The following is a 633-nucleotide window of genomic DNA, read 5'->3' as shown; positions in this document are numbered from 1 at the left end:
CCAAAACTCTTCGTCGCGCCCTTGACGGTAACCTTGCCCGGCGCATGCAGCTCGATATTGCCGCCCTTGATACGCACGTAGGCGCCGCCGCTGACCAGCAGAATCTCCTCGGCGGCGGCGAAGTCGATCTTGTCTTCCGTCGAGGTGACACCGAGATCCCGCCGCGCGGTGGCTTCCAGATTGTCCGACTGCGCCTGGATCTCCACCTTGCCCCGCGCCGCGAACAGCTTGATGCCCGCCTTCTGCACGAACAGCGAGAGCTTCTCGGAGATCGAGGCGACCAGGCGCTTGCCGGTGGCGATGTTGACGTCCTCGCCGCTGGAGACACTGAGCGATCTGCCCTGGGCCAGGTGGGTCGATTCCGGGGTACTCAGGGTGATCCCCGCCGGGGAGGCCAGGTGCAGCCAGGGGGCTTTCATCCGCGCCGCTTCGCCCCGGCCGCCGCTGTCGGTGGCGCCACGGGCGCTGTCCTGCTTGGCTTGGCCTTGTGAATCGACGAGCTGCTCGCTGTTGCCGTAGCGGTCGTCGGCGTCGTCGCCGGCCTGCTTGAGGTTCTCGCGGCTGTCGAGGGCGTCGGCGTTGTGATCCTGGGCGCTCTGGCTGAGGCTGTCGCTGAGGTGGTAGGCGCTGTCG

General features: G+C 67.3%; 1 protein-coding gene. It reads right to left on the bottom strand.

From position 1 onward, the window contains the following. Positions 1-633, bottom strand: a 633-nt coding sequence (locus DOM36_RS19905) for a DUF2345 domain-containing protein (protein WP_157958725.1), incomplete at both ends; no start/stop codon positions are given.

The sequence above is a fragment of the Salinicola sp. CPA57 genome (assembly GCF_003206035.1).
GTDB lineage: Bacteria > Pseudomonadota > Gammaproteobacteria > Pseudomonadales > Halomonadaceae > Salinicola > Salinicola socius.
The sequence above is the reverse complement of the archived record's forward strand: the minus strand, read 5'-3'. Positions and strand labels throughout refer to the sequence as shown.